This is a genomic window from Haliea sp. E17 (assembly GCF_048323675.1).
In the GTDB taxonomy this organism is placed as follows: Bacteria; Pseudomonadota; Gammaproteobacteria; order Pseudomonadales; family Halieaceae; genus Mangrovimicrobium.
Genome location: NZ_JBLWFK010000002.1, coordinates 106,987 through 132,926 on the forward strand (window position 1 = coordinate 106,987; position 25,940 = coordinate 132,926).

Annotated in this window: 23 protein-coding genes and 1 pseudogene; 7 read left to right on the forward strand and 17 right to left on the reverse strand. The window is 59.4% G+C overall.

The features are described from left to right. Nucleotides 1-95: 95 nt before the first annotated feature. On the reverse strand, nucleotides 96-1,697 hold the full coding sequence (locus ACNKU3_RS03640) for a thioredoxin fold domain-containing protein (RefSeq protein WP_418258059.1): 1,602 nt from the start codon (nucleotides 1,695-1,697) through the stop codon (nucleotides 96-98). Between the two features lie 512 nt (nucleotides 1,698-2,209). Between ACNKU3_RS03640 and ACNKU3_RS03645 the strand changes: the two genes are divergently transcribed. Continuing rightward, complete coding sequence (locus tag ACNKU3_RS03645) at nucleotides 2,210-3,730, forward strand: aldehyde dehydrogenase family protein (RefSeq protein ID WP_418258060.1); 1,521 nt, start codon at nucleotides 2,210-2,212, stop codon at nucleotides 3,728-3,730. Between the two features lie 152 nt (nucleotides 3,731-3,882). Here the strand turns inward: ACNKU3_RS03645 and ACNKU3_RS03650 are convergent, their stop codons facing one another. After that, entirely contained in the window at nucleotides 3,883-4,221 is a 339-nt protein-coding gene (locus ACNKU3_RS03650; protein WP_418258061.1) for a HopJ type III effector protein, read from the reverse strand. Nucleotides 4,222-4,428: 207 nt separating this feature from the next. Between ACNKU3_RS03650 and hemN the strand changes: the two genes are divergently transcribed. Further along, nucleotides 4,429-5,808, forward strand: coding sequence for an oxygen-independent coproporphyrinogen III oxidase (hemN, locus tag ACNKU3_RS03655; RefSeq protein ID WP_418258062.1), 1,380 nt, complete (start codon nucleotides 4,429-4,431; stop codon nucleotides 5,806-5,808). 108 nt (nucleotides 5,809-5,916) lie between these two features. Here hemN and ACNKU3_RS03660 read toward each other — a convergent pair whose 3' ends face one another. After that, entirely contained in the window at nucleotides 5,917-6,219 is a 303-nt protein-coding gene (locus ACNKU3_RS03660; RefSeq protein ID WP_418258063.1) for a cupin domain-containing protein, read from the reverse strand. 610 nt (nucleotides 6,220-6,829) lie between these two features. Between ACNKU3_RS03660 and ACNKU3_RS03665 the strand changes: the two genes are divergently transcribed. Further along, nucleotides 6,830-9,199: a choice-of-anchor U domain-containing protein gene (locus ACNKU3_RS03665; protein ID WP_418258064.1), complete on the forward strand. Its 2,370-nt coding sequence runs from the start codon at nucleotides 6,830-6,832 to the stop codon at nucleotides 9,197-9,199. 247 nt (nucleotides 9,200-9,446) lie between these two features. Here ACNKU3_RS03665 and ACNKU3_RS03670 read toward each other — a convergent pair whose 3' ends face one another. From ACNKU3_RS03670 to ACNKU3_RS03695, 6 genes are all read right to left on the reverse strand, one after another. Beyond that, the gene (locus tag ACNKU3_RS03670) at nucleotides 9,447-9,674 is read right to left on the reverse strand and encodes a DbpA RNA binding domain-containing protein (protein WP_418258065.1); all 228 of its coding nucleotides are present in this window, start codon (nucleotides 9,672-9,674) and stop codon (nucleotides 9,447-9,449) included. A gap of 1,083 nt (nucleotides 9,675-10,757) precedes the next feature. Further along, nucleotides 10,758-11,165, reverse strand: coding sequence for a gamma-glutamylcyclotransferase family protein (locus ACNKU3_RS03675; protein WP_418258066.1), 408 nt, complete (start codon nucleotides 11,163-11,165; stop codon nucleotides 10,758-10,760). Between the two features lie 262 nt (nucleotides 11,166-11,427). Beyond that, on the reverse strand, nucleotides 11,428-12,804 hold the full coding sequence (gene dbpA / locus ACNKU3_RS03680; RefSeq protein ID WP_418258067.1) for an ATP-dependent RNA helicase DbpA: 1,377 nt from the start codon (nucleotides 12,802-12,804) through the stop codon (nucleotides 11,428-11,430). Between the two features lie 269 nt (nucleotides 12,805-13,073). After that, the gene (locus ACNKU3_RS03685; RefSeq protein WP_418258068.1) at nucleotides 13,074-13,286 is read right to left on the reverse strand and encodes a DUF2892 domain-containing protein; all 213 of its coding nucleotides are present in this window, start codon (nucleotides 13,284-13,286) and stop codon (nucleotides 13,074-13,076) included. Between the two features lie 23 nt (nucleotides 13,287-13,309). Next, nucleotides 13,310-13,990, reverse strand: a complete 681-nt coding sequence (folE, locus tag ACNKU3_RS03690; protein ID WP_418258069.1) for a GTP cyclohydrolase I FolE — start codon at nucleotides 13,988-13,990, stop codon at nucleotides 13,310-13,312. Between the two features lie 103 nt (nucleotides 13,991-14,093). Continuing rightward, nucleotides 14,094-14,531: a LysR substrate-binding domain-containing protein gene (locus ACNKU3_RS03695; RefSeq protein WP_418259015.1), complete on the reverse strand. Its 438-nt coding sequence runs from the start codon at nucleotides 14,529-14,531 to the stop codon at nucleotides 14,094-14,096. Between the two features lie 21 nt (nucleotides 14,532-14,552). On the opposite strand from ACNKU3_RS03695, the gene ACNKU3_RS03700 reads away from it, so the two are divergent. Then, nucleotides 14,553-14,861: a DUF6482 family protein gene (locus tag ACNKU3_RS03700; protein ID WP_418258070.1), complete on the forward strand. Its 309-nt coding sequence runs from the start codon at nucleotides 14,553-14,555 to the stop codon at nucleotides 14,859-14,861. A 69-nt stretch (nucleotides 14,862-14,930) separates the two neighbouring features. Here the strand turns inward: ACNKU3_RS03700 and ACNKU3_RS03705 are convergent. From ACNKU3_RS03705 to ACNKU3_RS03725, 5 genes and pseudogenes are all read right to left on the reverse strand, one after another. Then, nucleotides 14,931-15,128 (reverse strand): annotated as a pseudogene (locus ACNKU3_RS03705) (integrase core domain-containing protein); the annotation flags it as partial. Then, complete coding sequence (locus ACNKU3_RS03710; RefSeq protein ID WP_418258071.1) at nucleotides 15,129-15,950, reverse strand: SDR family NAD(P)-dependent oxidoreductase; 822 nt, start codon at nucleotides 15,948-15,950, stop codon at nucleotides 15,129-15,131. Continuing rightward, a complete protein-coding gene (locus tag ACNKU3_RS03715) occupies nucleotides 15,943-17,184 on the reverse strand; it encodes a cytochrome P450 (protein WP_418258072.1) in 1,242 nt (413 codons plus the stop codon). Before ACNKU3_RS03715 ends, ACNKU3_RS03710 begins: the two co-directional genes overlap by 8 nt. 67 nt (nucleotides 17,185-17,251) lie before the next feature. After that, nucleotides 17,252-18,529, reverse strand: a complete 1,278-nt coding sequence (locus ACNKU3_RS03720) for a cytochrome P450 (RefSeq protein WP_418258073.1) — start codon at nucleotides 18,527-18,529, stop codon at nucleotides 17,252-17,254. A 39-nt stretch (nucleotides 18,530-18,568) separates the two neighbouring features. Then, nucleotides 18,569-18,886, reverse strand: a complete 318-nt coding sequence (locus ACNKU3_RS03725) for a 2Fe-2S iron-sulfur cluster-binding protein (RefSeq protein ID WP_418258074.1) — start codon at nucleotides 18,884-18,886, stop codon at nucleotides 18,569-18,571. A 164-nt stretch (nucleotides 18,887-19,050) separates the two neighbouring features. Between ACNKU3_RS03725 and ACNKU3_RS03730 the strand changes: the two genes are divergently transcribed. The 3 genes from ACNKU3_RS03730 to ACNKU3_RS03740 all read left to right on the forward strand — a co-directional run bounded on the left by ACNKU3_RS03730 (nucleotide 19,051) and on the right by ACNKU3_RS03740 (nucleotide 20,600). After that, entirely contained in the window at nucleotides 19,051-19,635 is a 585-nt protein-coding gene (locus ACNKU3_RS03730; protein WP_418258075.1) for a TetR/AcrR family transcriptional regulator, read from the forward strand. A gap of 320 nt (nucleotides 19,636-19,955) precedes the next feature. After that, complete coding sequence (locus ACNKU3_RS03735) at nucleotides 19,956-20,282, forward strand: phage integrase N-terminal domain-containing protein (RefSeq protein WP_418258076.1); 327 nt, start codon at nucleotides 19,956-19,958, stop codon at nucleotides 20,280-20,282. 30 nt (nucleotides 20,283-20,312) lie between these two features. Then, a complete protein-coding gene (locus ACNKU3_RS03740; protein ID WP_418258077.1) occupies nucleotides 20,313-20,600 on the forward strand; it encodes a hypothetical protein in 288 nt (95 codons plus the stop codon). A 391-nt stretch (nucleotides 20,601-20,991) separates the two neighbouring features. On the opposite strand, the gene ACNKU3_RS03745 is transcribed toward ACNKU3_RS03740, so the two are convergent. From ACNKU3_RS03745 to ACNKU3_RS03755, 3 genes are all read right to left on the reverse strand, one after another. Beyond that, nucleotides 20,992-22,266 (reverse strand): midcut-by-XrtH protein, encoded by a 1,275-nt coding sequence (locus tag ACNKU3_RS03745; protein ID WP_418258078.1) that lies wholly within the window; start codon nucleotides 22,264-22,266, stop codon nucleotides 20,992-20,994. 797 nt (nucleotides 22,267-23,063) lie between these two features. After that, nucleotides 23,064-25,052, reverse strand: coding sequence for a M1 family metallopeptidase (locus tag ACNKU3_RS03750; RefSeq protein ID WP_418258079.1), 1,989 nt, complete (start codon nucleotides 25,050-25,052; stop codon nucleotides 23,064-23,066). A 204-nt stretch (nucleotides 25,053-25,256) separates the two neighbouring features. Then, the gene (locus ACNKU3_RS03755; RefSeq protein WP_418258080.1) at nucleotides 25,257-25,634 is read right to left on the reverse strand and encodes a hypothetical protein; all 378 of its coding nucleotides are present in this window, start codon (nucleotides 25,632-25,634) and stop codon (nucleotides 25,257-25,259) included. Between the last annotated feature and the right edge of the window lie 306 nt (nucleotides 25,635-25,940).

Here is a 25,940-nt window from a genome sequence, read left to right on the forward strand (position 1 = left end):
GATCAGAGCCAGTTTTACGCCTATCCTGTCCTACAAGAGGGGCTGCCATATGGCATACCTGACATCAGATGTGACTGAAAAGGGCTCTGACCCCTTTAATCCGCACTGGCGATTTCGGCAGGACTCAGGAATTCCCGGCACCTTGCCAGAGTGTCAGCATCCGTGGTCGCGGCGGCACAGTGCCTTTCCATGTCCGCGCGCAGTGCGGCGATAACCTCACCACGGCCGGGCTCGCCCTCTGACCACGCGAGCATTTTCTCGCTGACACGGCCCAGGCTGCGCGAGTAGATCTCCAGGGCGTAGGGTTGGGCCAGCAGTTCTTCCAGCCATTGCGCCGAGGCGCGCTCGATTTCGGCGTCCTCATCGGGCGCGAGCTCCAGCAGTTTCAGGATGTAGCCGCGGCCCCAACTGGCGCGATGTGCAGGCTCGGACGTGGCCTCCCAGGCCTTGCGGTACCAGGCCAGGGCGGCCGCGGTATTGTTGGCTTTGAGATCGATATAGGCCATGCCGTTCATGAAGTAATACGGCGCCTTCGACTCGGCGATACCCCGTGCCAGGGTGGCGCGGGCTTCGGGCTCCAGACCTGCCCGGTAGTAGACTCCCCACAGGCTGTAGACACCGGCGTGTACCTCGTAGGGCGACAGCGCGGCCATCATCTGGTCCGCGGCCGCCTTCGCCCAGGCCACCTGCTCCCCGGGCTGGGTGTCGTCTTCGGCCTGCAGTGCGGTGGCCACCCGGCTCCAGCCCGACAGGACCGACGCCCGGCGCAATATGTTCAGGCTCTCATCGTCCACCGCGGCAGCAAGTTGCTCCAGCAGCGTTGCCTGCAGTTCTGCCTGCTCTTCGCCAGTAGCCAGTTCTGTCAATACGTCAGGCCCGAGTTCCGCCAGGCTGACGATGTTGGCGCGTCGCAGGCCGGGATCCGCAAGAATTGCGGTGAAGTCGCGCAGGCGTGCCGTGCCGGTGGCCGCGTCCCGATCTTCTTCCTCAGCCTCCAGCCAGGCGTAAATTGCCGACAGATCCAGCCGGCTGCAGGCGAGTGCGAGCCGCGGCGGGCAATCCGCCGCCAGCTGGGCCAGGACCAGCGAGGGCTTTTGCTCGCCGAGCACGCTGCCGCGGTCGAGGTCCCAGGAATAGTGGCCGAGCAGGCGCCAGTCGTCATCCTCTAGCGTAGCGCCTGCCTGGGCTGCCGCGAGCAGTGCCGACACCGGGCGCAGCGTGTTCAGGGTCAGCTCCAGCACCGCGGCGTACTGCTCCAGGTCCATGCCGCCGGGAATGCGGGTCAACTCGGTGCCGTCGGGAGCGAAGACAATCACGGTCGGCAGGCCGATGATTTTGAAGCGGTCACTCTGGCGAATGGTCTCGGAGTCACCATTACTCATATCGAGGGCAATGAACTGCCGCGACATCCGGATGAACTCCTCGCGTACGAAGATGGTCGCCTGTAGCTGCTTGCAATAGGGGCACCATTCGGCGCCCCAGTAGATGAAGAGGGGCCGATTCCGGGTTTTGGCCGCTGCGAAGGCCTGCTCGATGCTGCCGTCGAACCAGGCGACTGCCTGAAGCTGTTCGTCAGGGACCGGGATTGCAGGGGAGGGCGCTGCGGTCGATGGCGTCGAAGCGGGGCTTTGCTCCCTGGCGCATGCGGTGAGCAAGATCAGGGGCAATAACAGGATTGCAATTGAATGCCTGGGCATGGCGCTCTCCTTGTCTGGTTATGCGGCTAAGGCGCGGACGCCGCGGGTTCAGGGGGCGATGTCCGGCCTGTTTCGGTGATCGTTGCATATCTGGAGCGGTTGCGAAGTGCACCAGTAGCCGTACGGCAGGCTGCCTGAGGTTCAACTATAGCAGCGAGTGCCAGATAAAGCCGCCGTGTGCTTGTGGCGCGCTCGGGGGTGTTCCCCGCCTGGATAGGCTACGGCCTGGCGCTTTGTCGGCTGTGTGCGGGAACACCTGCGCGGTGCGGTGTGGAGAGGAGCGTATCCGGAGGCTTGAGAAAAAGGGTTCTGACTCCTTTGATCCGCATTGCGATCGCCGGGGACTTAAGGCCGGGCTATCCAGGATAGCGCGGATGCGCGCAGCGGGTCGGTCTGCCCGTGCCATCTTCACTTCCGGCAGATTGCTGACATGGGCTACCGGGATTGCGGCACTGGAGAATTCCCAGCCTTGGCCTATAGTTTTCGGGTACCTGAATCCAAGGAGAATAATCATGCAATATTCAATGCCAGGTAGCGAAGACGCCTTGTTCAACTTCAAAAGCCGCTACGAGAATTTCATCGGCGGCGAGTGGGTAGCCCCCCTGGAAGGAAACTATTTCCAGAATATTACCCCCGTCACAGGGGAGGCGTTCTGCGAGGTGCCACGCTCCACTCCCGCAGATCTCAACAAGGCCCTGGATGCAGCCCATGCCGCCGCGGACAGCTGGGGCAAAACCTCCGCTGCTGAGCGCTCCAACCTGCTGCTCAAGGTAGCAGACCGTATCGAAGCCAATCTGGAAACCCTGGCCTACGTGGAAACCTGGGACAACGGCAAGGGCATCCGCGAAACCCTGAACGCGGACATCCCGCTGCTCGTCGACCACTTCCGCTATTTCGCCGGCTGTCTCCGGGCACAGGAAGGCAGCGCCGCGGACATCGACGCCACTACTGTGAGCTACCACTTCCACGAACCCCTGGGCGTGGTCGGCCAGATCATTCCCTGGAACTTCCCCCTGTTGATGGCGGGCTGGAAACTGGCACCCGCCCTGGCGGCGGGCAACTGCGTGATACTCAAACCCGCCGAACAGACACCCACCTCGATCCTGGTAATGATGGAGATGATCGCCGACCTGCTGCCCGCCGGCGTCGTGAACATCCTCAACGGCTATGGCGAGGAAATCGGTCAGGCCCTGGCGAGTTCCGACCGCATCGCCAAGATCGCCTTCACCGGTTCCACGGCAGTGGGCCACATCATCCTGGCCAACGCGGCCAAAAACCTGATCCCCTCCACGGTGGAACTCGGCGGCAAGTCGCCTAACATCTACTTCGCGGATGTTATGTGCCAGGAGGACGAGTTCATCAGCAAGTGCGTGGAGGGCATGCTGCTGGGCTTCTTCAACCAGGGCGAGGTGTGCACCTGCCCCTCCCGGGCACTGGTGCAGGAAAACATCTACGGCGAGTTTATGGAACGGGTGCTGGAACGGGCGAAGAAGATCAAGCAGGGTAACCCCCTGGATACGGACACCATGGTCGGTGCCCAGGCTTCACTGGAGCAGTTCGAAAAGATCATGAGCTATATGGAGGTGGCGCGGCAGGACGGCGCCGAGTTCCTCATGGGCGGGAGCAAGGCGACCGTAGGTAGCGACATCTCCGGCGGTTACTACGTGCAACCGACCCTGTTGAAAGGCACCAACGACATGCGTGTGTTCCAGGAGGAGATCTTTGGCCCCACCCTCGGGGTGACTACTTTCAAGGATGAGGCTGAGGCCCTGGCGATTGCCAACGCCACTGTGTATGGGCTGGGCGCTGGCGTGTGGACCCGGGACGTGAACCTGGCGTTTCGCATGGGGCGCGGGATCAAGGCGGGGCGGGTTTGGATGAACTGTTACCACGCGTATCCGGCGCATGCTGCGTTTGGGGGGTACAAGAAGTCAGGGATTGGGCGGGAGACGCACAAGGTGGCGTTGGAGCATTATCAGCAGACCAAGAATTTGCTGGTGAGTCACGACATCAACCCACTTGGTTTCTTTTAACGAAAAAGGCGAAAAAGGGGTCAGAGCCCTTTTTGCCTGGTTTTTATGTGTGGATTGGTCGGGCGCACAAGCCATGTAGGCGAACGACAATTTTGACCTGGAATCTATCAGATTTGGCCGAAAAGGGCTCTGACCCCTTTGTTGCTTTGTTTTTATCGACGCTTGAGCGGTGCCGAGGCGAACGCGACGCCGCTCCAGCCAAATTCGATTAAGTTGCGGATATTGCCGTGGTCGTTGCCATCTGGTGTGTTCAGGACATCCTGGTAGTAGCGTCCGAAGCAGCGCAGTGTTTCCTCTTCGCTCAGGTTCATCAACTGGCCGAAGGCCAGAATCTTGCAGGAACCCGCGTTCTGGCCAGCATCGTTATTCTGCTGCCCGTTTTTAAAGGCGCTCGCGGTGTAGTCAAAATGTTCGTCGATCACCGCCATGGTGTCTTCGAATGCTACGGACTGCCTGGTTTTCAGTGCGTCGACCAGTTGTTCAGGTGTCATCGCTTGATCCTTATCGGTCAGTTTGTCATTGGGGAGGCGGGGCGCATTTTCGCAGGAATGAGGATTCGTTCAACAGGAAAAGGGCGCTGATCTGTCGACACAGGAGGGTGAACAGGTCTACGCAATGCGGTTTCGCTGACCAGGATCAATTTTCTTCTGGCCTAATGCGTTAGGCTTGGACCATATTCATGGCCACGATGACCAGGCATGCAGTCCACCGTCCCGTTCAATGCCGCGTTGCTGAACAAGTATGATACGTTCGGCCCGCGTTATACCTCCTACCCGACAGCCCTGCAGTTCTCTCCGGCGTTTACCAGGGATGATTACCTGGCGGCGCTGGCGCGCAGCAACGCAGGCGGCAAGCCCCTGTCCCTGTACTTTCACATCCCGTACTGCGAGTCGCTGTGCTTCTACTGCGCGTGTAACAAGATTATTACCCACACGCGGGAGCGTGCGCGGCCCTACCTCGAGAACCTGTACCGGGAAGTGGGCTTGCAGGCTGAGCGGGTAGCGGGGCGAGAGGTACGCCAGTTACATTTTGGCGGTGGTTCGCCCACGTTCCTGGATGACGAGCAGTTAAACGGCTTGTTGCAGCACGCCGAAGGGCATTTCAATTTTGCCCCTTTCACCGAGCGCGAATTCTCGATCGAGATCGATCCGCGGACCGTGGGCGATAATACGATTGCACTGTTGCGCGATTACGGCTTCAACCGCCTGAGCCTGGGCGTGCAGGATTTCAACCAGGAGGTACAGCGAGCGGTCAATCGCCTGCAGTCCGTCGAGCAGGTGCAGGCGGTGCTGGATGCGGCGGCGCGGGCCGGCTATCAATCGGTGAGCATGGACCTGATCTACGGCTTGCCGCATCAGACCCTGGACAGTTTCAGCCAGACGCTGGAAACCGTTATCGGTATGCGCCCGCAGCGTTTGGCGGTCTACAGTTACGCCCACATGCCCCAGAAGGTGAAGGCGCAAAAGCTGATCGTGAGCGAGACGTTACCCGATGCCGTAACCAAGCTGGGCTTGTTGGAGCTCAGCATCCAACGCCTGCAGGAAGCCGGCTATGTCTACGTGGGCATGGACCATTTCGCCCTGCCGGAGGATGAGTTGGTGGTAGCGATGCAAAATGGCAGCCTGCAGCGTAATTTCCAGGGCTATTCGACGCATGCGGAAACCGACATGATCGCCATGGGCGTGAGTTCGATTGGCAAGGTGGACGATTGCTATAGCCAGAATCAGCGTCACGAAAAGCATTACTTGAGTGATCTCGCGGCCGACCAATTACCGGTCATGCAGGGCTATCGCCTGAGCGAAGACGATAAACTGCGGCGAGAGGTTATCCAGCGCTTGATGTGCCAGGGTGAAGTGGATCTCGCGGAGATCGAAGCGCAGTACTCAGTTCGTTTCGATCGGTATTTCAGCGAAAGTCTGGACGCTCTGGCGCCACTGGCCGAGGACGGACTTGTACAGGTCGATTCCCGTTATATTCGGGTGTTGCCGCTGGGGCGTTTACTGGTGCGCAATATTGCGATGTGCTTTGATGCGTACATCAAGCCGGCGCGTGAGCAGCGGTTCTCGCGCGTGATATAAGTAAATAAGTGGGTAAAAGGGGTCAGAGCCCTTTTTGAATAGATTTGATGTGGGCGGAATGAACGCCTGAAGACTCATCATTTGCGGCCTAAAAGGGCTCTGACCCCTTTAATTGGCCAGTATCCGTTCCGGCTTTCCGGCCACATGGACCCTGAATACCACGGCCCTTGCACCCTCCGGCCCGCCCACCGGCGCGTGCTCTGCCTCGGGTGGGATTACATAGGCGTCACCGGCCCCCAGCCAACGGTCCTCCTTGCCGGCCTCCACGTGGTTGGCGCCGCCCTCGATCACGTAGACAAACTCCTCGCCCGGGTGATGGTGACGTGGCACCTCGGCATTCGGCGGTATGACCACGTCCGAGATAATGACCTCCAATTGCGGCGCCGCGCTAATCGGTGCACGTAACATCATGTTGGAGCCGGGCGGCGGCCTGAATGCCTGCGTCGCGAAACTGACGCCGACCTGAAGGGCGGCCATTGCTGCGGCCCCTACCAGGACTCCTGAAACGAAGCGTCCTGCCATATCCTCACCCGTCCTGTAGATATAAGCGTCGATGACGTGGATTACAGCGCAAGAGGCGAACTTTAGCAATTACCGGTAAAAGGGGTAAAAGGAGTCAGAGCACTTTTCTCTCTTTATCCCTTCAGGCGCCATTCTTCTGCGTATCAAAAATGGCCAATAAGGGCTGACCGCATTACCTCATTCCAGCGGGTAAAAAAATGTGACTCCGATCACAGTTGCGGGCGTCTGAATTCTCTTGAAAGTCTGTAAGATAGCCGCTGCCTTTTCATTTGCGGTCGTCAACGCATAAAGCCTGGACCTGCTCCCTCGAGTGATCACTACAAGGAATTGTCGAGTGCCCAACAGAAATTACGTAACGTCTTCAAAGCCCGGCCAATTCCTGTTTGCACTATGGCTAAGCCTCACTGCGGCTTGCTTCATGACGGGCAGGGCCACTGCAGCCGAGCTGGGCTGTGCTGCCAACGGCCATACCCCGGTTTTCGGGACTAATTACGGCACCTTGCTGGACGCACAGACCTGGGAAATCATCGAGGGCGACCCGCTGATTATCGGTGTCGGCTCTACCGGTGGCGTTGCGCTGTGGGTATGCCACCCGAGCGGCATCAAGTACCAGTACTTCTCCGAGGACTCCTGGCGTTCACTGGTCTGGCTCAATGGCGCCGATACCAGTAACGCCTTTTATACGGGTTACACCGCGCGCGGCACGCGCGCTACAGCAGTGAGCCTGACCCGGCCTGATGCGGAGACCATTGTCGCGACGCTCAACCTCGGGTCAAAGGCACAGTTGAAGATGATTGTGTCCTACGAGGACGGCAGCCTGTCCTACAAGAAACGCTTCGAACTGACCAACACCACCGCGGCCACGTTTACCGACGTGCGCCTCATGCACGGCGGCGACGCCTATTTTGGCGGTGTCGATAGTGCGCGTAGCTGGTGGGATGCCACGTCCGGCAGGCTGAACCTGAGCAACAACGGTTTCAGCAATTCCGGCACCATCAGCTTTTTTGGCGCGGTGGTAACGCCGGCAAACCACTACTTCGGTGGCCTGTTCTCCACGGGCAATATGCAGGCGAATTCCGGTCGGCTGGGGGATGAGGCCAACGCGAGCTACGTGGACGCGGGATACTATCTGGAGTGGGACAAGGCTAGCCTGGCCGCGGGCCAGACCTGGGTCGTCGAGTCCTATGAGCAGGTCACCCACCCGAGTTACCTGCAGGTGTTGCCGGTGCCCGAGCAGTTTGCCGAGCCCGGTGAAGACGTCACCCTGAACTTCCTGGTGCAAAACCTCGACAATACAGCACACACATTTTCCCTGTCCGCTGCCGCCAACCCCGCGTGGACCACGGCCCTGCCCAACGGCAACAGCATCACGCTGGCTTCCCTGGAGCGGGTGATCGTGCCTGTGGTGGTGAGCGTGCCCGGCTCTGCGCCAGAAAGTGCTGCCAGCCAGGTCAGCCTGACGGCCACCGAAAGCGGGGCCGCAGTGAGCTCGACGGGTACCTCGGACGTCACCGTTTATATCGCTGATTACAGCCTGTCCGCGAGTAGCCTCGACTTCGGCACAGTCGTTATTGGCTCCCCCTCGCCGACGCGTACACTCACGTTCAGCAACGCAGGCAGTGCCCTCGAGGTGGGAGCAGTCGGGGTTCCGGATGCCGTTGATGCCCCTTATACCATCACCGCCGATACCTGCTCCGGGAATGTCATCGCCACTAACGGCAGTTGTTCGGTGACGATCCAGTACCAGCCCATGACGCCGGCGGCCCACCCGGACACCTTCAGCTTCCCGCTGCTGTTCCCGGTGGCTGATGCCGAATCCATTGCACTGTCGGGGACGGGTATCCAGAATGCGGTAGACTTGGGTGTCATCTTTGACGCGGACCCGCTGGCGGCGGAAGCCGGCACCAGTATTGCCTACACCGTTACGGCGAGCAACAGCGGTCCCGAATTAGAGTATGCGGCGCAGTTGGTTGCAGGCTTCCCGGCGGGTGTCAGCGCCTGTACCTGGACCAGCGCGGCGAGCGGTGGCGCCAGCGGCAATAGCGCTTCGGGTAGCGGCGACATTAACGAGACACTGGAATTGCCGGCCGGTGCGTCAGTGACCTACAGCACGACCTGTACCGCGAGTACCACCGGCGTGGCGCTGGGCAACGCGACCATAGCCGGCCTTGGCGCAGACAGCCAGGCGAGTAACAACAGCGCGAGCGCCTCGGTAGATATCTTTGAAGACGGCGTGGATGGCGGTGTGGAGGACGGCGCCCCCAACGGTGGTGACGGCAACTACGACGGGATTCCCGACAGCCTGCAGCCGGGCGTGGTGTCCATTCCGCTCGGTGGCCAATACGTCACTATGGAAGTCGGCGGGGCTTGTAGCCAGGCCGAACGTGTCGCTGAAACGGGCGAAGCCGCCCTCGCGCCAGACCCGCTCTGGGACTACCCATACGGGCTGATCAGCTTCGAGTTGCCCTGCAGCAGCGCCACCGTCAAGTTTTTCTACCACGGCATGACCATGTTCGAGCCCGGTATGGCCTATCGCAAGTACGGACCGACACCGCCGGACTTTTCCGCGCCCAGCTGGTACAGCGTGGACGCCACTTTCGTGGAAGAGAGCGTGGGAGCTGGCGCTACCGTCTGGACCGCAAGCCTCAATCTCGTCGATGGCGCCCTCGGTGACAACACTGGCGTGGACGGCCGTATTGTCGATCCGGGCGGGGTGGGGGTGCGGCTTCCTGCCGCGGCGCCCGTACCAGCAGCGGGACAAGCCCAGGTGATTCCCGTGATGGGATTGCCCGCGCTGGGCCTGTTGGCGGGATTGCTGGCGCTGTTGGCAATCAGGGGGGGTAATAAAAGGGGGCAGAGCCCTTTTTGAGCGGAATTGGTGTGAGCCGTAGCAGAGCTGCTAGATGCCTCGTTATGGCCGCCCGCGGGACACCTGTCCTGCGCGGATACGCGGGCAGGCCGGGAATGAACATGCGTGGCTGGCGGGGCATGCCGACACTGGCAGAATGGCGATGTCAGCTATGCTAATGATTCTTTCGAGGATGCGAACAGCAATACCGCCAACATGGTCATCAGATGTGGCCGAAAAGGGCTCTGACCCCTTTATTCCTTTATTCCTAAGCCTTTCTCGCCTGAATTTTCCTTCCTTTAACGCCGCTACGTGCCAGGATCTCCAGCGCTTTTCCAACCTTCTCCCGAGTCATCGCGACGTATGCGACCATATCGAAAATGTCGATCTTGCCGATATGTTCTCGCGTCAGTTCCCCCGTGGCGGTAAGTGCGCCCAGAATATCGCCGGGGCGGAGTTTGGCCTTGCGCCCGGCGTTGAGAGCCAGTGTTTGCATGCTGCCTTTGATCGCCAGTAAATAAGGGGTCAGAGCCCTTTTTGCATAGGTTTGATGTACAGATGCTTCGGGCGCACACGCCCTGTAAGCGAATGCCAGTTATGACCAGGCGTCTATCAGATTCGGTCGAAAAGGGCTCTGACCCCTTTATCCCTTCCTGGACCTTGCTATACCCAGCAGTCCCACCACCACTATGGCCAGGGAAAATGGCACTATGGGCAGGGAGGTAGGCACTGCTGCCGGTGCTTGTGCTTGTGCGGGTGCTGGCGCCGGTGCGGGTGCCGGTGGGGGCTCCGGTTCAGGCGCCTGGGCTACGAAGGTACCACTGAAAATTCGCTCGCCAGGTCCAGAAAGCGTCCCTGTACCATCATTCGTCCAAAACAGGCTGAATGAAGTAGGGCTATTTACCACTATCGAGCCAGTAGCAAAGGACGCCTGCCCATTCGATATAGTGAAAGGGGAGGCAAAGTCGAGGCCATAAACTCTAAATTCGATTTCCTGGCCGGTACACTGCCAGCCACAAACGGTGCTGTCTGATTGCAGGTAAAAGTCGGTATTGCCGGCTCCTTCATTCAGGAAGAGTGAATAGCCGAATATGCTCACATCAGCTCCATCTCCAACCGTGCCGCTAAACTGTATGTTAAGGGTGCCATTAACGTATATATCCACGTTTACACTGTCACCGGGAGGCAGTGACTGTGCGTTAATCGTTCCAGGTAGTCCAATAACGGCGGCGGCGACCAGCCATCTTATAGCGTACATCGAGATCCCCTTTGGCGTATTAATCAGTGTACTGGATTGCTTTCCGGGAGCTTCCCAGGTAACCGTGAAGCCAGACACTTAACTTGTCATATATACAGCCTTATCAATTTATTGGCTCCTTGTTTTCGCACTAACTGCAAACAAAAAGGGTCAGCCGCTAGCGCTATATCGGAAAACGGGTCAGAGTCCTTTTTGCCGAGCCCTTTTTTGTATAGGTTTGATGTACAGATTCTTCGGGCGCACACGCCATGCAAGCGAATGTTGACCTGGCCTCTATCAGATTCGGTCGAAAAGGGCTCTGACCCCTTTATCCCCACGCCATCAGCCCGGACCGAGCAAGCGGGCAAGATACTGGCTCATGTGGCATTCACGAAAGTGATCATTGCACCAGGCCTCGGCGGACAGGAAGTCGTAATACCGGGGCTGGAATACATAGGTCTGGCAGTGCCGCGGAGTACCGCAATCGAGGTAAACAACCACGGACTCCCTCCGGTAGAAACGGCCTTCGTACTCATCCAGTAGCGATATCGCGCACTGGTCCAGCCCGGTGACCAGGGCGCCCTCCACGCTGCTCGTTCCGTCCGGGCGGATCGCGGGAAACATCTGTCCTGATACCGTGACCCGCCTGTAGCCCGCCAAGCGGGCGCCGACCTTTGGCAAGGGCTGGTCCAAAAGAATTCTCAGCACCTCATCGTTCAATAAGGTGCCGTAAACGAAGATATCCTGCATGTGACGTAGCTAACCCGTTACCGCTTCGGTGAATACTGCAAGCGCGGCGTCGCGCTGCGGGTTAATTCTAGACCAAGAGCGGCTTTCGCTGTGCACCAGAAACCCGGCGAAATCAATCTCACCAGCTATACAAGAGGCCAGGGCTCTTTTTGCTCAGGTTTGACGTGCGAACTGATCGGACTGCACAAGCCGTTTAAGCGAATGACAATAGCGTCCGAGCGCCAATCAGATGTGGCCGAAAAGGGCTCTGACCCCTTTATTCCTAAGCCTTTCTCGCCTGAATTTTCCTTCCTTTAACGCCGCTACGTGCCAGGATCTCCAGCGCTTTTCCAACCTTCTCCCGAGTCATCGCGACGTACGCGACCATATCGAAAATGTCGATCTTGCCGATATGATCACGGGTCAACTCCCCCGTGGCGGTAAGTGCGCCCAGAATATCGCCGGGGCGGAGTTTGGCCTTGCGCCCGGCGTTGAGAGCCAGTGTTTGCATGCTGCCTTTGATCGCCAGGGTGGGTTCCGATACTGCGGGCAGATTTTGCAAGCTGGGGGCCCGATCCAGTAATTCCTCGATCACATTGACCCGCGGCACTTCCGCCGGCAGGAACAGGCTCAGGGCCAATCCTTCGTTACCAGCGCGGCCGGTGCGGCCGATGCGGTGGATGTACACTTCGGGGTCGTGGGGTAACTCGTAGTTAATGACGGCAGCCAGTTCCTTGATGTCGAGGCCGCGGGCAGCGACGTCGGTCGCAATCAGTACCGGTATGCTGCCATTGGCAAAGAGCACCAGCACCCGGTCGCGGTCTTTCTGTTCGAGGTCACCGTGCAGGGCGACGGCGCTGATGCCGCGTTGCTTCAGTGCATCGGCCAGATCTTCGCACTGTTGTTTGCGGTTGCAAAAAATGACACTGCTCTCGGGGCGGAAGTGTCGAAGCAAGGTTTCAATGGCGTCCAGCTTGCTACCCGATCCGATTTCGTAGAAAAGCTGTTGGATCACGCTGTCGTCGTGGACGCTCTCCACGGTAATTTCGACGGGATCTTTCTGCACCTGGTTGCTGATGGCGAGAATCTCCTGCGGGTAGGTGGCGGAGTAGAGGAGGGTCTGGCGTTGATCCGGCGTAAAGGCGATCAGGGCGTTGATATCGTCGAGAAAGCCCATATCGAGCATCCGGTCAGCCTCGTCCAGGACCAGAGTCCGCAGCTGGTCCAGTTTTAGCGAGCCTTTCTGGCAGTGTTTGAGCAGCCGACCCGGAGTGCCAACTACCACGTGTGGCGGATGGTCCAGCGACGCCAATTGCGGACCCATGGGCTTTCCGCCGCAGAGCGTGAGAATTTTTACATTGGCGAAGGGCCTGGCAAGCTGGCGCAGCGCCTTGCTCACCTGGTCGGCCAACTCGCGGGTTGGGCAAACGACAAGGCTCTGGGTCTGGTACAGACGAGCGTCCAGGCCTTGCAGCAGGCCAATGCCGAAGGCAGCGGTTTTGCCGCTGCCTGTCTTGGCCTGGGCTTTAACATCCTTGCCTTCCAGCACCGCTGGCAGGCTTCCCGCCTGAATGGGCGTCATGGTCTCATAGCCGAGGGTCTTGAGATTGGCGAGTACTTCGGGCGGTAGCGGCAGGCCGGAAAAGTCGTTGCTGTTCATGGGGTGTTTACTCTGCTGTAGGCCATCAAACACTCCGCGTTGGCGCTGGAGCTACTTTTGCTGGCAGGTAGCACAGTCTACGACGAAAAGGGTAAAAGGGGTCAGAGCCCTTTATACTCAGTTTTGATGCGCGAACTGGTCGGGCGGCATATACCGTTTAAGCGAATGACAATAGTGCCCCAGCGCCAATCAGATGTGGCCGAAAAGGGCTCTGACCCCTTTGTTTGCTTTGTTTGCAGCCATCACTCCCAACGCCTACCAGAATCTCATCAAACCTCGCACTTCGGCCGCGTATCCAGGTCCAACACGTACCACAGGTAGCAGCGCGAAAAAACGCCGTTGAGTATCAGCATCAGGGCAACGAGTCCAACGAACCACTCCGTCACCCGGAGATGGGGTTGTGACAGCGTCCAATACGCGAAAGCTATTCCCAGGAACAGGCGAATAAGGCGTTCAGCGTTGCCAAGGTTGCGTTCTATCATGGACTGACCCTCCACTCGTTTGTCTAGGAAAGGAATTCGGCACGCGTACGTGCATCGGTCTTGAACTGCCCTCCAAGGGCGGTGGTCTGGGTGGTGGAATTGACGTCCTGGACACCCCGCGCCTTGACGCAGTAGTGTGCGGCGTCGATGGTGACGGCGACGTCGTCCGTCTCCAACAGGGTTTGCAGCGCGACCAGCACCTGCCTGGTCAGCCTCTCCTGTACCTGCGGGCGCTGCGCAAAGAAGCGTACGAGGCGGTTGATCTTGGATAGCCCGATGACCTTGCCGGCGGGAATGTAGGCTACCGTGGCCAGGCCGTCGATAGTGACGAAGTGATGTTCACAGGTGCTCACCACCGAGATGCCGCTGACCCGCACCATCTCATCCACTGCCATCTTGTTTTCGATAGCGGTGATCTTGGGGAAGCTCGCGTAATCCAGGCCGGAAAAGATCTCTTCGACGTACATGCGCGCTATTCGCTCGGGCGTTTCGCCAAGACTGTCGTCCGAAAGGTCCAGGCCGAGGGTGAGGACAATATCGGTGAAAGCCTTTGCGATTCGCTGTTGTTTCTGGGTTGCAGTCAGGCCATTGGCGACCAGCGGTGTCTCCAGGCCCTGAGCACGCAAGGCGTCCCGCACCCGGAGGGCATCCTCGGAGATGGCGTTGGTGTGAGGCTTGAGTGAGTCTATTAGCGCGGTAGTCATGGTCGCGTCTCGTTTCGGGCATTAATGCCTATTCTTACGCTAGCCAGGTGCGGACGGATCAGTCATCCCGCAGGCGATTGACCGTGTATCGAAGATCCGGCAGCTACTCCGGAGCGGCCAGGCTGCGCCCCCCGTCGCGCTCGAGGTAGTCGAGGAAGGCGCGGGAGATCAGGGACAGGCGTCGCGAGCGCGGCCGCACCAGGTACCAGGTGGACTCTATTGGCAGGTGCTGCACCTCGACTCTGGCCAGGCCCTCGGCGCCGCCGAAGGTCAGGGTGTGCTCCGAGAGAATCGACACCCCGAGGCCCGACATCACGGCGTGCTTGATAGCCTCGTTGCTCTCGATGGTTCGGCAGGGGGCGCCCGGATGGCTCAGCTGCTGGCGACCTGCGTCCGCCTGAATCCTCTCGTCCCGGGGCGCGGGCAGTCCGCAGCGACAGTTCCGCCGCTGTGCTATTTGCGGCGACCTTGTTTTTCTTGCAACAATGCCTGAAGGCTCATGGTGTAAGGTGCCAGCGGGAATCGTTCCGACAAGTGCGATCGATAGCTACGGGAGGAAAGAATGAAAATTTTCTACAGTGATCTTCCGTCACACCAGGTAGAGAAACTGGTGATACATTCGCTCGAGCAGGCCTTGTATCAGGCGATTGTCGTTATCGATGGTGAAGAGTGGGCGGTATGGGAGGGTGAGCAAAAGACGCTTGTCACTCGCAGCCTGGTACACATGCGGGAACGTTTCGAACACCTTGAGATACCGGCAATCGTCCTGCGCCAGGAAAGCGCCTACGATGAAATGGTTGGCCAGGCCAGGCGGGAGGCGCGCAACAGGATGGAAGTGCCGCTCGGGAGGACTACCTTCCCGGAGGCTTGATTGGCGAGAAACAATACAGAGTGACCTTCTCCCCGGAGGGTTCCCACTTCCTGTGAGAGAATTCCAAGTCTAGGCCGCCTTTTCAAAGCCCGCTGGTGATTGATGATTCAGCGAGCTGTGTGGCCTGATTTCGTTGTAATCCATTCGCCAGGCGTCGATCATTTGCCTTGCGTCCTCGAGGCCCCGAAACAATTGCTGGTTGAGACAGCCGTCGCGAAAGCGACCATTGAATGATTCGACAAAGGCGTTCTGAGTTGGCTTACCCGGCTAGAGCACCTCGCCGGCATCCACCAGCAGCGTGCTGCCAGTCATGAACATCGCCATGTCCGAGGCGCAGAACAGCACCACGCGCGCGACATCGTCCGGCACGCCGACACGGCCCAGCTTGCTCGAGAACATCGCGGTGATCTCCTGCGCCGCATTGAGGTCGCCACCGACCGCCTCCTGCGCCGCGGCGATATTACCCTCCGTGACGCAATAGGTGGGCGCGACGCCCAGCACCCGGATGCGCTCTGGCGCCAGTTCCAGCGCGAGCTGCTTCGTCAGCCCGGTCACCGCATGCTTGGACGCGACATAGGCCGAGAGCCCCGGCGAGACGCCCCGGAAGCCCGCGGTCGACGCGACGTTGACGATCACCCCGCCCTTGCCCGCCGCGACCATGTGCCGCGCCGCCTCCCGCGCGCCGGCGAAACTGCCGCGGCCGTTGACGGCCATCACGTCGTCCCAGACCTCATCCGTCATCTGCGCGAGCGGCACGAACGGGAAGATGCCCGCGTTGTTCACCCAGATGTCCAGCCCGCCGAACCGGTCGACGGCCAGCTGGACCGCCGCCGCGATAGTGGCCGAATCCGTGACGTCCATCTGCGCGGAGGCGACGTCGACGCCGAACCTGCCGGCCAGGTCGGTCGCAGCCGCGCTGGCGAGTTCCCCGTCGCGATCGGCGATCACGACCCTGGCGCCCGCCTCGGCGAGACGCGCCGCGATGGCCTTGCCGAGCCCGCGCGCACCGCCCGTCACGAGTGCGACGCGCCCGGCCAGCGAGACCAGGTCGGCGATAGTGTGTGAAGAAACGTCCGCGATATCAGTCATGTTCCTGTCTACCTGTAGTGTTGAAACGCAAGGGCAGCCCGTGCATGCCCCAGGCGCCGGGGTACGGCCGCCAGCCGAAATCGCCGGCGAGTTGCGGTTCCCGCAGCCGCTGCGCAATCTGGTGAAACGCCTCCTGCATCTGCGCCCTGGCGATGTGCTGGCCGAGGCACATGTGCCGCCCGAGCCCGAACGCCACGTGGCGATTCTCCAGCGCGACCTGCCGGTCCGGGTCGAAGACATCCGCGTCCGCATACGCCGTGGGATCCCTGCCCGCTATGTTCAGCGTGAAGAAAATCATCGAATCCTTCGGCAGCAGCACATCGCGGAACACGATGTCCTCGTTGGTGAAACGACCGACGGAACCCGGGTTAAAATACCGCAGCGCCTCCTCGATCACCTTCCTGCAGTAGTCGATGTCATCCGCGCAGCGCCGGTAGATCTCGGGGTAGTCGAGCAGCGTGTGCATGGTGAACGTCATAACATTTTTCGTCGTGTCGTAGCCGGCGATGAAGAAGAACATGATCACGTCGGCCAGCTCGCGGGCGGTGATCCCGCCCTCGCCACCGGCGTCGATGAGCAGTTCCAGCAGGTCGTCGTGCGTGCCGCGCTCGCCCCGCAGGCGCTCCTCGATCAGGGCATGCACGAGCGCATCGAGCCGCGTGATCGACTTCTGGATTTCCGGCATGCGGGATTTATCGAGGCTCATGGCGAGGCCGAGCGTCTCCAGGTCGGCGCGGATATCCGCCAGCCGCTCCAGCGGAGCTCCCACCAGGCTGAACATCACGGAGATGGGGTAGTGCGAGGCAAACACCTCGAAATCAAACTCCCCGCGGGGCGCCCATTCGTCCAGCAGGCGGATGATCGTGCCGCGCATCACGCCCCGCATGCGGTTGGCAAACGCCGGGGTGAAGCGGGCGGCGAACATGCCGCGCAACAGCCGGTGTTTTTCCTCGGGCAGGGAGATCAGCTGCTGTTCGGTGAACCGCCCCCAGGGCGTGCCGTGGGCGTCCAGCTGGTCGACGATGCCGTCGTACGCCGGGCGGAATTTCTGGTCCTGGATGAACAGCTCGCGGATTGCGGAGAGCTGGTGGACCACCAGACCGAAATTGGAGCGCGCCAGCCAGGGATGCACCTCGCGCGCCACCGCGAAATGCCGGTAGGGGTCGGCCGCGAACGCCGGCGACTCCAGTTCGAGGAACGGCAGTTCAAGTTCTTCCAGTGTCGACACAGTCATGTGCACCTCCTGTTGTTATTCGTCGAAGCCCGGCATTGGAAACGAGCGATAGCGCATCAGCGCTCCCTCAGGCCACGAGTTCGAGGTGGAGGTTCGCCAGCCCGCGAATGATGAACGAGGGCTCGAAATCGTACTGGCGCGCACCGGGCTCGCCGTGGTGCTCACCGGAAATCCTGATCTCGCTGGTCTGGTCGAAAAACTGGTTGAGGATCGCCGACACCTCCGCCCGCGCCAGCGGCGCGCCGGCGCAGGTGTGGGACCCGCGGCCGAACGCAATGTGCTGCTTTATGCCGGGGCGCTTGAGCCTGAATTCGTTGGCGTCCTCGCCCCAGCGGCGGGGATCGCGGTTGGCCGCAGCGAGGGCCACGATCACCTGGGTGCCGGCGGGAATCTCGCGGTCGCCGATCCGCGTGTCACGGCGCGCGACGCGGTGGGTCGCCTTGGACGAACCCTCCAGGCGCAGGACTTCCTCCAGCATCCACGGGATCAGCGTGCGATCCTCGCGCAGCTGCTGCTGCAGCCCGGGGACGTCGACGATGTAGCGCATGGCGTTGCCGAGCAGCTTGGCACTGGTGTCCTGGCCGGCGGCGAACATAAATACCGCGAGGCTGACCAGTTCGATAATGTCGGGCTTCGAGCCGTCCGGGTAAGGCAGCGTCGCCAGCTCGGACAGCAGGTCGGTGCCGGGGTTGGCCATGCGCTCCTGCAGGTACTGGTAGAAGAACACACCCATGAACTCCAGCGCCGAGGTGTCGGTCGGGGCATCCGGGTTCTCGATACTGCCGACAGTCTGTCCCGCAGCGATCTTCTCCTCGAACTTGCTGCGATCCTCCGGGGGCACGCCCAGCAGGTCCGCGATCACCATCGTCACGTACGGAGTTGCAATCTGGCCGACCAGGTCGCAGCTTCCCTCCGCCACCGCCTTGCGTACCAGTTCGCCAGCGTATTCCTGCATGAACGCCTCGTTGGCCTTGAGCCGGGAGGGTGTGAACATGCGGCTCATCAGCGCGCGCACATTGGTGTGGCGCTCGTCGTCGAAGGTGACCACCAGGTCGCCGCCGACGTACTTGTCGCGATGGGTTTCGAGCTGCGCGGAGATGTCGCTTCCCTCGGGGGTGAACGGCAGCGGGAACGCTGAACTGGCAAGCGAGTTCAGCGAGGAGAAATCGATCGGGTTGCGCAGCACGTCCACGCATTCGTCGAAGCCCGTGAGCAACAGGCAGTCGTGGGTTTCGAGCCGGCAGATCGGGCCGCGCGGGCGCATCTCCTCGAAGTAGCCGTAGGGGTCGAGCAGGACAGTGGGGTCGGTGAAGTAGTCGCGTTCTTTCGTGACGGGGGCGGTCATGGCATGGATTCCGTTGTGTTAGTCGGTAATGACGGGCGTTCAGTCTTCGGGCGCGATCGTCGCGCGCAGCCCTTCGAATTCGTTTTTCAGCCGGATCTGGCAGGAGAGGCGGGAGTTGCCCTCGCGGTGTTCCGAGAAGGAGAGCAGGTCGTCCTCGTCCTGTTCCATCGGCGGCAGGGCTGCCAGCATGTCCTCGCCGACATAGACATGGCAGGTAGCGCAGGAACAGACGCCGCCGCAGAGGGCGAGCAGGTCCGCCACACCCGCGTCGGTGATGACCTGCATCAGCGAGGTGCCGGGACGGATGTCGATGGTGTACTCCTCGCCGCTGCGGTCGGTGATGAAAACCTGGGGCATCGGGCTCTCCGTTGTTTTGTTAATGATATACTGTGAATCATATTTGGTAACGAATCGAAACGCAATAGCCGGGTTGCACAATCCGATATTTTTCTATAAATTATTGTTTAATATGGTTTTTTGAAGAAACATCGTTTGCCATCCAGGACTTTTGACGATTCCCTATGGCTCAGACTGCTGACAAGGACGCCGCGCCGGCCCCAGGCGGCGCGAAGCGCAAGACCAGGACGCATGGCGCCCTGCTCGACGCGATGCTCCACCTGCTGGAGGAGAAGGCGTTCGACCAGATCACCATCCGCGAGATCACCGCGCAGGCCGACGTGGGCTACGCCACGTTTTTCCGTCGCTACCCGGACAAGGAAGCGCTGCTGCACGACCTCGCGGCGCAGGAGATCCAGAGCCTGCTGACCATGACGCTTCCGATCTTCTACACGGCGGACTCCGAGGCGTCGACGCAGGCGCTGTGCGCCTATGTCTGGAAGCACAAGAAGCTCTGGCGCGCGCTGCTGACCGGCGGCGCGGCCGCCATGCTGAAGGAGGCGTACCTAGAGCAGGCGCTGGAGGTATCCCGCGAGACCTTCGACCCGGAGGCCTGGTTGCCGGTGGACCTCGCCGTGCGGTTCGCAGTGACCAGCACGCTCGAGGTACTGTCCTGGTGGCTGAAGCACCCGGAGCCGCCTGCGATCAGGGAGATGGCGAGCATCATCAACCGGCTGACTGTGCGGCCGATTTTCGAGAACGGCGAGTAGCGCAGCGAAACGTTTTATCCGCCCCCACTTTTCATGGCTGCCCGAACCGCGCCACCAGCCGCGAGCTGTGGGTGTTCGCCTAAGCATAGAGGAGATTTCCTATGTCAAAGCGAATCCCGGGCCTCTACAAGAGAGGCACCTAGGGCATCTGGCACATCGATAAATGCGTCAGGGGATATGGCCGACTTCACGAGAGCACTGGCACAAGTGAGCTCGAGGAGGCGGAACGGTACCTGATTAGACGATAGGAAGAGCTGCGCAAGGCGACTGTTTATGGCATTCGACCAGAGCGCACTTTTCGGCAGGCGGCCACCAGGTTTTTGCTGGATTACCAGCATAAGCGCAGTATTGGCCGTTACGCACAATCCCTGAAAATTCTGGACCCGCATATAGGTGATCTGCCTTTGCGCCAGGTACATCAGGGTACGCTGGAGTCGTTCATCCAGCATCGTCGTGAGCAAGGTATGCGAGCCAATACCATCAACCGTGATCTGACGGTGGTGCGGCGAATTCTGACTCTGGCCGCCCGATTGTGGCGGGATGAGTCCGGTTTGACTTGGCTCGAGACGGCCCATTTGCTGCAATTACTCGATTGTGACGATGCCCGCAAGCCGTATCCCTTGTCCTGGGACGAGCAGTCGAGGTAGTTTGCGCGCCTGCCGGAACATTTGAGGGAAATGGCGTTGTTCAAGGTCAACACCGGAACGCGGGAGCAGGAAGTGGTTTGCCTGCGATGGAATTGGGAGGTATCGATTCCAGAGCTGAAAACCAGTGTGTTTGTTATCCCGGGTGGCGGTGTCAAGAATGGTGAGGATCGTTTGGTGGTGATGAATGCCGAAGCGCGGGCGGTGATCAACCGGCAGCGCGGCAGTAGCCCGGAGTATGTATTTACCTACTCGAAGGGTCAGCCGGTCGATCGTATCAACACAGGAAAAGGGGTCAGAGCCCTTTATGCTCAGTTTTGATGCGAGAACTGGTCGGGCGGCATATACCGTTTAAGCGAATGACAATAGTGCCCCAGCGCCAATTAGATGTGGCCGAAAAGGGCTCTGACCCCATTAATCTGGGAAGTAATTGAATGAGTGTATAACACAGATTCGACATGGGTTTTCCAGAATGTGGCTGATTGGTGATCTCTGTCCCTGTGTGTCTACTGCGTTGGGCTGAAGGAGCGGTATGGGCGCCCGGGTGGACTGGTCCCCGGAAAAAGGGGGCAGAGCCCTTTTTCATTTTGATATGCGGATTGTCGGGGGGGGGCGAGCCGCGTGAGCGAATGACAATAGAGACCTGGCAACTATCAGATATGGCCGAAAAGGGCTCTGACCCCTTTAATCTTTCTCCTCGGTCTCGAAACCATCATTGTTCGATACAAATGAGGTGCGCAAAGTTAACACAGGGGGGTGAGTCTACTGAAATGAGCGTAGAATCGACTACAGATGTTGAGCCTACCGCCCCGTAGCTTGACGTTGTTGGTGCCCAACCCTGGCAAATGCTAGTGGAGGTGGACCAGGCAGGGGAGAGGCCTGTCCATGCAACTCCACTACCTCCCCAAATGGGGACAGAAAGGGGAAATGCAAAAACGCGGTCCTGGGTGGTGGTGGCAATAAAGGTCTTGTCATCAGCGCGGAAATAATTGGTATCCGCGGTCAATACCCAATCAGCCAGGGGCGAGGCGCTGCGGCCACCACCAGCGATCATCGCTTTATAAGTGCTGCCGTCACTTGGCATACTCCCATCTACATTGCACTTGGCGTCGGCGCCTGCAATGCCTCCCAGATACCCATGATATCGGCTCGCTGTGACGAACAAGCGCTTGTCGCTGGCCGTGATGGCAGCGGTCGCAGTGCCCGGGACACCCACAGTATAGCCCCCGTTAGCAATGGTCAGAACAACCGTCTCGTTGGGGTCAAATACCTCGTCATCCAGTACCGTGAAGTCAACATCCACCGAAGATTGCGTGGCGGGAATCTCAATTTGCGTCTCACTGCTGATGCTGTAGTCGTCCCCTGCGGTGGCGGTCCCGGAGAGGGAATAGTTCACGGTGAGGGCAGTGGTCGTGTCGCCGGTGCGCGTGAGCGTAAAGCCCCCCGGGGTCGGTGTCGCCGATTCCACGCCATCACTTTTCTTGCTGACGGTGACTACCGGCAGGCAATCGTAAACGGTACTGCAGCTTGCGCTATCTTCCAGCACCAGGCCGCTCACGCATTCATCGGCGGGTGCCGTGGTGACACAGGAGGGGGGGGCGACTACCGTGGCTATCTTCAGGGCGACACCAGAGGTGTTGGTATAAATCGCATTTTCGACCGGAATGTCGACAGTACCTCCGCCCGGCTGGTTGAGTTCAATCATCATCGCCGCAATGGCATGCTGGATGTTGAGGCTACTGATGGCGCCCATACCGACACCGCCGGCAAGTAACAGTGCCCCAAGTAACTGGCGGCCGCCCTGCTTGCGCAATGCCCGGAAGCCGAAGAAGGCCAGCGCTATGCCCAGGGGTAACAGGAACAGGGACGGGATGGGTACCGGCGCGGTTGCCGCAGGGCCATAGGTCAGGGAGCCGCCCGACTGGGCAAAGGTAGTACCGCTGGTGGCAAGGGCAGATAGAGCGATAGCGTACTTGGAGTGAGTCAAGCGATACGTCCCTGTATGGTCAATTCCTGATCGAAAACAAGCAATTCGAGTCAGCTAAGCGCAACGTGCAGAATTTGCCCTAACATTGTGAATCTGTCTACAGATTTCATGCAGTAACTGGTGTTTCGGTGACAGGTGTCACCATGCCCGCCCTTACCGGGCTGATCTCGATATAGCGATAACACGCGAGCAGGCCGGGAATGAACATGCGTGGTTTGCGGGGCATGGCGACGCTGGCAGAAAGGCGATGTCAGCTATGCTAATGATTCCTTCGAGAATGCGAACAGCAATACCGCCCACATGATCATCAGATGTGGCCGAAAAGGGCTCTGACCCCTTTATTCCCGGCGCGTGAGCCTGGAAGGCGCGAAACACAGAGCTGTCCGGGACAGCAGGTCAGAGCCCTTTTTGCTTAGGTTTGATGTGTGATCTATACGGGCGCACATGCCATATGAGCGATGAAAATTTGGGCCTGGCATCTATCAGATTCGGTCGAAAAGGGCTCTGACCCCATTATTCGGAAAAGGGCTCTGACCCCTTTAATCGGTATCACTCCCCAAAATCAAATACGCTCGAAAAGGGCTCTGACCCCTTTATTGTTTAATCGCTTATGCGAATGACGATAGTGCTCTGGCGCCAATCAGATGTGGCCAAAAAGGGCTCTGACCCCTTTATCGCATATACCGTTTAAGCGAATGACAATAGTGCCCCAGCGCCAATCAGATGTGGCCGAAAAGGGCTCTGACCCCATTAATCTCTCCCCGGAATTGCCCGACGGGGAGTGATTGCGACAGGTCTCAGTCGCCGTAGATGATCTTGCTGTTCACTTTCACAGTCAGCGGGTGGTAACCCGGCTTGGCTTTCTCGAAGATGCGCTTGGCTTCGTCGGTTTTGCCGTTTTCCATCATATTGCGATACAGCGGACGCAGGAACTTGTTGCGGCCGATGCTCACCAGGAAATCTTCCAGGCGCGCGTTGGCCGGTTCATAGTCTTTCCGCACGGCGATCATCAGCCAGCTGAAGGCGATCTCGTTGCTTTTGGACTGGGTCAGGTCGAATGTCTCGTCCAGTTCCTGCAGCTGGTCTTCGCTGAGTTTCTCCGGTATACCGTCGAGGAAGTACTTCCACTGGTGGAAGGTCCAGTCCTTGGTGTCGATATCGCCCGCCTTGATTTCGCCGTTCAGCCACTGCTCGCGCACCGGATCCAGCTTGGTAAAGGCGTCGGACTGTGGGTGCGGCGCACCTTCCGGGATACCGGGCTCGAAGATCCACTCCTGAATACGCGCGCGGTCCAGCTGATCCGGGTACTGCTTGAGCAGGGTCTCGTCCAGGTACTTCACGAAATCTTCGGTGGTGATGCTCTGGAACGCGAAGTGGTTGAAGTACTCCATCAGGAACTTGTCGAAGTTCTCGCGGCCCACGTTCTGCTCCAGTTCGTACAGGAACAGGGAGCCTTTTTCGTAGGGAATATAGGAGAAGACTTCATCGGGATCGCGGCCGCGCAGGTCGATGGCCATGATCTCGTCCTTGTCTTCGTGGTCGTCCAGGTCGGCCTTCAGGTCGTCGTAGCCCAGGGCCATTTCCATCTGGTAGCGCTTGTCACCGTATACGAACTGCATGATGCGATTGGTGAGGTAGGTGGTGAAACCTTCGTTCAGCCACAGATCGCGCCAGCTGGCATTGGTGATCAGGTTGCCGGACCAGGAGTGGGCCAGTTCGTGGGCAATCAGTGCCACCAGGCTCTTGTCGCCGGCAATCACAGTGGGGGTGATAAAGCTCAGGCGCGGGTTTTCCATGGCGCCGTTGGGGAAACTGGGGGGCAGGATCAGCAGATCGTAGCGGTCCCAGCGGTAGGGGCCGAAGTTCTCCTCGGTGACCTCGAGCATGGACTCGGTGTCTTCGAACTCCTTGGCCGAGGCTTCCAGCAGCTCCGGCTCTGCGTAGACGCCGGTGCGCTCGCCCATCGCTTTGAAGTCCAGGTTACCGATACCGATGGCAATCAGGTAAGACGGAATAGCCTGGGACATTTCAAACTCGAATACGCCGTCCAGTTCCGCTTCCGGGTCGTTGTTGGCGCTCATCACGGCGCGCAGCTCTTGCGGGGTGCGGATGGTGGCCTCGTAGGTCATGCGCACCTGCGGAGAGTCCTGCAGCGGAATGAAGCTGCGCGCGTGGATGGCCTGGGCCTGGGTGAACAGGAACGGGTGCTTCTTGCCTGCAGTCTGCTGCGGCTCCAGCCACTGTACGCCGGAGGCACCGGGGGAGGTCTGGTACTGGATCGCGACGCGGTTGGCACCCTTGGGCAGCTGAATTTTCAGCGGCGTGCCCAGGTGCGGGTCTTTCTTGCCCATGCTGAATTTGACTGGCTGCAGGGAGTCGCCGATACCGGCGCGCACCGCGGTGACATCCAGTTCGCGGGTGTCCAGAATCAGCGGAGGATTCTTGGCGGTCTGGCGCTTGATGTCGAGGATGGCCTCGCCCTTCAGGACCTTATTGTCGAAGTCGGCGGTGAGGTCGAGATCCAGGTGTTTGACACGGTAATCGTTGGTATTGGCGAAGGAGTGGTAGTCGACACCGGACTCCGGCTCGGCGCTATCCGCCAGCGGGGTGTCTTTTTCCAGGTTCTCCGGGGTGTATTCGGTGGCGCTCTGCGGTATGTCTGCAGTGCTTTCACTGTTTGCAGCATCTTCATTCCTGCTACAGGCGCTCAATGTAACGAGGCTGCAGGCGAGCAGTCCGGCGCCGATCAGGCGGCCGAGGTTGGGGGTGAACAATTGGGGCAGCATGGAAGGCTCCGTGATTGTTTTATTTGTGAATCCAGAACGGTAAAAGGGGTCAGAGCCCTTTTTGCTTAGGTTTGATGTACAGGTTCTTCGGTCGCACACGCCATGCAAGCGAATGACAGTTATGACCTGGCATCTATCAGATTCGTCCGAAAAAGCTTTGACCCCTTTGTTTCGCAGATGTGGCCGAAAAGGGATCTGACCCCTTTATTCGTGTTTTTTGTGCCGCACACTCCACATGAAGTAGAGGGAAGCGAGCAGGCCGCCCACCTGCACCAGGACAAAGCCCATTCCCGCACCGGATGCCGCCCGGGTTGAACGGTTGAGTGCATCGGGGTTCAGTCGCACCAATTCCGCATAAATTGTCCTGGACTCCTGGACGTTGTTATACATGCCGTTGATCAATCCGATGACCCAGAGTATGTATAGCGTGCTGATGATCACGAACTGAGCGGTGGAAAGTTTGTCGCCCACAAGGTAACTCACCACCAGGTATGCACTCACCAGCGTGAGATACATGCTGGCGAATTCCGATGAAATTTCCATCCTGTGCAGTAGCAGTTCTGCCAGTTCAAATTCCGTCATTTTTCTCTCCTGGTGCTAACTATCAAGTGTCAGTGAACGAAATGTCCCTTGCTACCACCCAGCAAGCAGATGGCAGGAATTGCCAACGCGAATTCGATAACCACCCCCCAGGAAATAAGGGGTCAGAGCCCTTTTTGCATAGGTTTGATGTACGTATTCTTCGGACGCACACGCTATGTAAGCGAATGACAAGTAGGACCTCGTATCTATCAGATTCAGTCAAAAAGGGCTCTGACCCCTTTCTTCGTTTAAGCGAATGACTATAGTGCCCCAGCGCCAATCAGATGTGGCCGAAAAGGGCTCTGA

Bases quoted from the DNA above. Each gene is read 5' to 3' on its own strand.
- ACNKU3_RS03640 (WP_418258059.1), bottom strand. From the start codon at position 1,697: ATGCCCAGGCATTCAATTGCAATCCTGTTATTGCCCCTGATCTTGCTC.
- ACNKU3_RS03645 (WP_418258060.1), top strand. From the start codon at position 2,210: ATGCAATATTCAATGCCAGGTAGCGAAGACGCCTTGTTCAACTTCAAA.
- ACNKU3_RS03650 (WP_418258061.1), bottom strand. From the start codon at position 4,221: ATGACACCTGAACAACTGGTCGACGCACTGAAAACCAGGCAGTCCGTA.
- hemN (WP_418258062.1), top strand. From the start codon at position 4,429: ATGCAGTCCACCGTCCCGTTCAATGCCGCGTTGCTGAACAAGTATGAT.
- ACNKU3_RS03660 (WP_418258063.1), bottom strand. From the start codon at position 6,219: ATGATGTTACGTGCACCGATTAGCGCGGCGCCGCAATTGGAGGTCATT.
- ACNKU3_RS03670 (WP_418258065.1), bottom strand. From the start codon at position 9,674: ATGCAAACACTGGCTCTCAACGCCGGGCGCAAGGCCAAACTCCGCCCC.
- ACNKU3_RS03675 (WP_418258066.1), bottom strand. From the start codon at position 11,165: ATGCAGGATATCTTCGTTTACGGCACCTTATTGAACGATGAGGTGCTG.
- dbpA (WP_418258067.1), bottom strand. From the start codon at position 12,804: ATGAACAGCAACGACTTTTCCGGCCTGCCGCTACCGCCCGAAGTACTC.
- ACNKU3_RS03685 (WP_418258068.1), bottom strand. From the start codon at position 13,286: ATGATAGAACGCAACCTTGGCAACGCTGAACGCCTTATTCGCCTGTTC.
- folE (WP_418258069.1), bottom strand. From the start codon at position 13,990: ATGACTACCGCGCTAATAGACTCACTCAAGCCTCACACCAACGCCATC.
- ACNKU3_RS03700 (WP_418258070.1), top strand. From the start codon at position 14,553: ATGAAAATTTTCTACAGTGATCTTCCGTCACACCAGGTAGAGAAACTG.
- ACNKU3_RS03710 (WP_418258071.1), bottom strand. From the start codon at position 15,950: ATGACTGATATCGCGGACGTTTCTTCACACACTATCGCCGACCTGGTC.
- ACNKU3_RS03715 (WP_418258072.1), bottom strand. From the start codon at position 17,184: ATGACTGTGTCGACACTGGAAGAACTTGAACTGCCGTTCCTCGAACTG.
- ACNKU3_RS03720 (WP_418258073.1), bottom strand. From the start codon at position 18,529: ATGACCGCCCCCGTCACGAAAGAACGCGACTACTTCACCGACCCCACT.
- ACNKU3_RS03725 (WP_418258074.1), bottom strand. From the start codon at position 18,886: ATGCCCCAGGTTTTCATCACCGACCGCAGCGGCGAGGAGTACACCATC.
- ACNKU3_RS03730 (WP_418258075.1), top strand. From the start codon at position 19,051: ATGGCTCAGACTGCTGACAAGGACGCCGCGCCGGCCCCAGGCGGCGCG.
- ACNKU3_RS03740 (WP_418258077.1), top strand. From the start codon at position 20,313: ATGGCGTTGTTCAAGGTCAACACCGGAACGCGGGAGCAGGAAGTGGTT.
- ACNKU3_RS03750 (WP_418258079.1), bottom strand. From the start codon at position 25,052: ATGCTGCCCCAATTGTTCACCCCCAACCTCGGCCGCCTGATCGGCGCC.
- ACNKU3_RS03755 (WP_418258080.1), bottom strand. From the start codon at position 25,634: ATGACGGAATTTGAACTGGCAGAACTGCTACTGCACAGGATGGAAATT.